This window comes from Spongiactinospora gelatinilytica (assembly GCF_003236385.1).
In the GTDB taxonomy this organism is placed as follows: domain Bacteria; phylum Actinomycetota; class Actinomycetes; order Streptosporangiales; family Streptosporangiaceae; genus Spongiactinospora; species Spongiactinospora gelatinilytica.
In genome coordinates this window covers 1-4,551 of record NZ_POUA01000501.1, presented here as the reverse complement: position 1 = coordinate 4,551, position 4,551 = coordinate 1, and the positions used below count along the sequence as shown (strand labels likewise).

Annotated in this window: 3 protein-coding genes; 1 reads left to right on the top strand and 2 read right to left on the bottom strand. The window is 71.4% G+C overall.

Annotation, left to right across the window (positions count from 1 at the left end; translation table 11 throughout):
- Positions 1 to 928: S1C family serine protease (locus C1I98_RS35745; RefSeq protein WP_111171721.1), on the top strand; the 928-nt coding region annotated here is incomplete at its 5' end.
- Positions 929 to 931: 3 nt separating this feature from the next.
- Here C1I98_RS35745 and C1I98_RS35740 read toward each other — a convergent pair.
- On the bottom strand, positions 932 to 2,785 hold the full coding sequence (locus C1I98_RS35740; protein ID WP_111171719.1) for an ABC transporter ATP-binding protein: 1,854 nt from the start codon (positions 2,783 to 2,785) through the stop codon (positions 932 to 934).
- A partial coding sequence (locus C1I98_RS35735; protein ID WP_233508468.1) for an ABC transporter ATP-binding protein occupies positions 2,782 to 4,551 on the bottom strand: 1,770 nt, incomplete at its 5' end. The genes C1I98_RS35735 and C1I98_RS35740, both read right to left, overlap by 4 nt.

Genomic DNA, 4,551 nt, shown 5'->3' with positions numbered 1-4,551 from the left:
CGCGGTGGAGCGGGCGTACGAGCAGGTCATCGCGGCGGTGCTGCCGTCGATCGTGCAGATCACCACGCAGACCGGCCTCGGTTCGGGGATCATCTACGACACCGCCGGCCACATCGTCACCAACGCCCACGTGATCGGCGACGCGCGGTCCTTCGAGGTCAGCCCGGCGACCGGCGGCACCCCGAGGGCCGCCAGGCTGGTGGAGTCCTTCCCGATCGGCGACCTCGCGGTGATCAAGGTGGACGACGCCCGCGGCCTGGTCCCGGCCAGGTTCGGCGACGCGAGCAGGCTGCGGGTCGGGCAGATGGTGCTGGCCATGGGCAACCCGCTGGGCCTTTCCGGCAGCGTCACCGAGGGCATCATCTCCGCGCTCGGCCGTACGGTCTCCGAGCCCGAGGGCCGGGGCTCGCCCGGGGCGACCATCACCAACGCCATCCAGACCTCCGCCCCGATCAACCCCGGCAACAGCGGCGGCGCGCTGGTGAACCTCTCCGGCCAGGTGGTCGGCATCCCGACGCTCGCCGCCACCAACCCGGAACTGGCCGGCGCGGCGGCCCCCGGCATCGGCTTCGCGATCCCGTGCAGCACGGTCACCGACATCGCCGGCCAGATCATCCGCGACGGCAAGGTGACCAACACCAGGCGGGCCGCCCTCGGCGTGACCGTCTCCGGGGCGGTCGGCGTGGACGGCCGCCCGGCGGGGGCCAACGTCATCCGCGTCACCCCTGGCGGCGGCGCGGACCGGGCGGGCATCCGCGCCGGGGACAGGGTGACGTCGGTCAACGGCATCGAGACATCGACCGTCGCCGCCCTGTCCGAGGTGCTGGCCACCCTCAAGCCCGGCCAGACGGTCAAGGTCGAGATCACCCGTCAGGACGGTTCGACCGCGACGGTCGATGTCAGGCTGGACGAGCTGCCCAGCGAATGACCGTCACGCCAGGCTGTCCAGCCACGCCTGGTGCAGGCCGGCGAATCGGCCGGAGGTGGCTATCAGCCGGTCGGGGGAGCCGTCCTCCACCACCCGGCCGTCCTCCATGACGAGCACCCGTTCGGCGATCTCCACGGTGGACAGCCGGTGCGCGATGATCAGTGCGGTGCGGTCGGCCAGGATGGTCCGCAGCGCCCGCTGGACCAGGCGCTCGCTCGGCACGTCCAGGCTGGAGGTGGCCTCGTCCAGGATGAGCACCGCCGGATCGGCCAGGAACGCCCTGGCGAAGGCGATGAGCTGGCGCTGTCCCGCCGACATCCGGCCGCCGCGCTTGCCGACCTCGGTGTCGTAGCCCTCCGGCAGCGACGCGATGAAGTCGTGCGCGCCGATGGCCTGCGCCGCTGCCACGATGTCCCGGCGTCCGGCCTGCGGGCGGCCGAACCTGATGTTCTCCGCCACCGTTCCGGTGAACAGGAAGTTCTCCTGGGTCACCATGACCACCGCGCGGCGCAGCGTGGTCTCGTCGAGGTCGCGCAGGTCCACGCCGTCCAGCAGTACGCGCCCTGCCGTCGGGTCGTAGAACCGGGAGATCAGCTTGGCGACGGTCGTCTTGCCCGCGCCGGTCGCGCCGACCACCGCGACCGTCTGCCCGGCCGGAATGCACAGGTCCAGCTTGCGCAGGATCGGTACGTCGGGCACGTAGGAGAACGCCACCCCCTCGAAGGTCACCTCTCCCCTGGCCTCGGGCAGCGGCACCGGCGCGGCCGGTTCGGCCACGTCGGGCTCCTCCTCAAGGACCCCGGACAGCTTCTCCAGCGCCGCGCCCGCCGACTGGAGGGTGTTGTAGAACTGGCTGATCTCCTGCATCGGCTCGTAGAACTGGCGCAGGTACAGCAGGAACGCGGCGAGCACGCCGACCGTCACCTCCCCGCCGAAGGCGAGCCACCCGCCGTACACCAGCACCACGGCGATGGTGACGTTGCCGATCAGCTTCACCCCGGGCATGAACATCGCGACGAGCCGCATGCTGTGCGCGTTGGCCTCGCGGTAGCCCTCGTTCAGCTCCCCGAAGATCTCCTGGTTGCGCGGCTCGCGGCGGAACGCCTGCACCGCGCGGATACCGGTCATCGACTCCACGAAGTGGACGATCACCAGCGCCACCGCCTCGCGGGTCCGGCGGTAGGCGATGCTGGACTGCCTGCGGAACCAGCGGGTGAAGAACAGCAGGATCGGCAGTGGCAGCAGCGCCACCAGGCCCAGGTGGACGTCCAGGACGAGCAGCAGCACCGCGGTTCCGGCCAGGGTCAGCACGGCGGTGACCAGGCTGTCGAACCCGGACGCGAGCATCTCGGCGATCGCCTCCACGTCGGAGGTGAGCCGGGAGATGACCCGCCCGGAGGTGTACCGCTCGTGGAAGGCCATCGACAGCTTCTGGAAGTGGTCGAACACCCGCCTGCGCAGTTCCAGCAGCGTCTCCTGGCCGATCCGCCCGGACAGGCCCAGAAACGCCCGCCGGGTGAGCGCCTGGACCACCGCCGCGGCCAGGGTCAGGCCGACGATGACCAGCAGCGTCCCCGGCCCCTGCCCGGCCGCCATCGGCGGGATGCCCTCGTCGATGCCGATCTTGACCAGGAACGGGATGGACAGCGCCGCCGCGTTGCTGACCACGATGATCGCCACGAGCAGGGCGATGGATCTGCGGTGCGGCCGGAGCAGGTCGCCGAGCAGCCGCCGGGAACGGGCCCGCAGCAGCACGGAGACCTGCTCGGAGATCTCGTCCTGGGCTTCACTGGCGACGCCGCGCCAGCTTCCGGCCGCACCGGACTCCGGCTTGGCCCCAGGTTCGGTCACCGTCATCGAAGCGCCTCCCGCTGGTCCTCGGTGTCGAGCCCGGCGTCCTGCGCGAGCAGTTCGCGGTACTCCGGCACCTGGGTGAGCAGGTCCTGGTGGCGGCCGACGTGGGTGATGGTGCCGTCGCGCAGCAGCGCCACCTTGTCGGCGAGCAGGACGGTGGAGGCCCGGTGGGCGACGATCAGGCCGGTGGCCTCGCGCAGCACGTTGCGCAGCGCGGCCTCCACCAGGGCCTCGGTCTCCACGTCGAGCGCGGACAGGGTGTCGTCGAGCACCAGGATGCGCGGCCTGCTGAGCACCGCCCTGGCCAGGGCGAGCCGCTGGCGCTGGCCGCCGGACAGCGACAGCCCCTGCTCGCCGATCCGGGTGTCGAGGCCCCAGGGCAGGTCGTAGGCGAAGGTGGCCTGCGCGATCTCCAGGGCGTCGCGCATCTCCTCTTCCGTGGCGTCGCGGCGGCCCAGCGAGAGGTTCTCCCGCACGCTCATGGAGAACAGCGTCGGCTCCTCGAAGGCGGTCGCCACGGCCGAGCGCAGCGCGGGCAGGGACAGGTCGCGCACGTCGTGGCCGTCGATGGTGATGCGGCCCGCGGTGACGTCGAGCAGCCGGGGTACCAGCGCGGTCAGCGTGGTCTTGCCCGACCCGGTGGCCCCGACGACGGCGACCGTCTCGCCCGGGCTTACGTCCAGCCGGACGTCGTGGAGCAGCGGCCGGTCCTCTTCGCCAGGGAAGTGGAAGCCGACGCCCTCGAACCGCAGGTGCCCGCGGGGCAGCTCGACGGCGGCGGGACCGCCGACGATCTGGGGTTCGGTGTCCAGCACCTCCATCACCCGGTCGGCGGCGGTCATCGCCTCCTGGCCCATGGCCAGGATGTGGCCGAGCGAGGCGATCGGCCAGACCAGGGAGAGCATCAGCGTGGTGAAGGCGACCAGGGTGCCGAGGGTCAGCGTGCCCGCGCCGACGGCGAGCGCGCCGAGCAGGAGCACCAGGGCCAGCGTGACGTTCGGCATGACGGTGAGGAAGGTGAAGAACTTGGCCGACAGCCGTACCTTGGCCATGGCGCTGCGGTACAGCGTGCGCGCGGACTCGTCGTAGCTTTCGTAGGCGTGGTGCCTGCGGCCGAAGGAGCGGATGGTCCGCACGCCGAGCGCGGCCTCCTCGACGAGCGTGGCGAGGTCGCCCTGCTCGTCCTGCACCTGCCGGGAGATGCGGATGTAGTGCTTCTCGAAGCGCAGGCACATGATCACGATCGGTACGGCGGAGCCCGCCACCAGCAGGCCGAGCGGCCAGTGCATCCGCAGCAGCAGCGCGGTCACGGTGACGAGCTGGATGATGTTCATCACCAGGAACAGCATCCCGAATCCGAAGAAGCGGCGGATCACCGAAAGGTCGGTGGTCACCCGGGACAGGAGCTGACCCGACTGCCAGTGGCCGTGGAAGCTCATCGGCAGGCGCTGCATGTGCTCGTACACGTCGTCGCGGATGGCGGTCTCCAGGCCGAGGACCGGCCCGATGGAGGTCCATCTACGGAGGAAGGTGAGGAACGCCTCGGTGCAGCCGAGACCGAGCGCCAGCAGGCCGAGCGGCAGCAGGGCGCCGGGGTCGCGGTGGGCGATGGGGCCGTCCACCACCTCCCGGCCGACCAGCGGGATGGCGATGCTCGCGGCGATGCCGAGGGAGGCGGCCAGCCAGAGGATCACCAGGCGGCCTGCGTAGGGGCGGAGGTAGGACTTCATCCGCCACAGGGAGTTGGCGGCGAGCCGGGTCCGGGTGGG

Bases quoted from the DNA above. Each gene is read 5' to 3' on its own strand.
- C1I98_RS35740 (WP_111171719.1), bottom strand. From the start codon at position 2,785: ATGACGGTGACCGAACCTGGGGCCAAGCCGGAGTCCGGTGCGGCCGGA.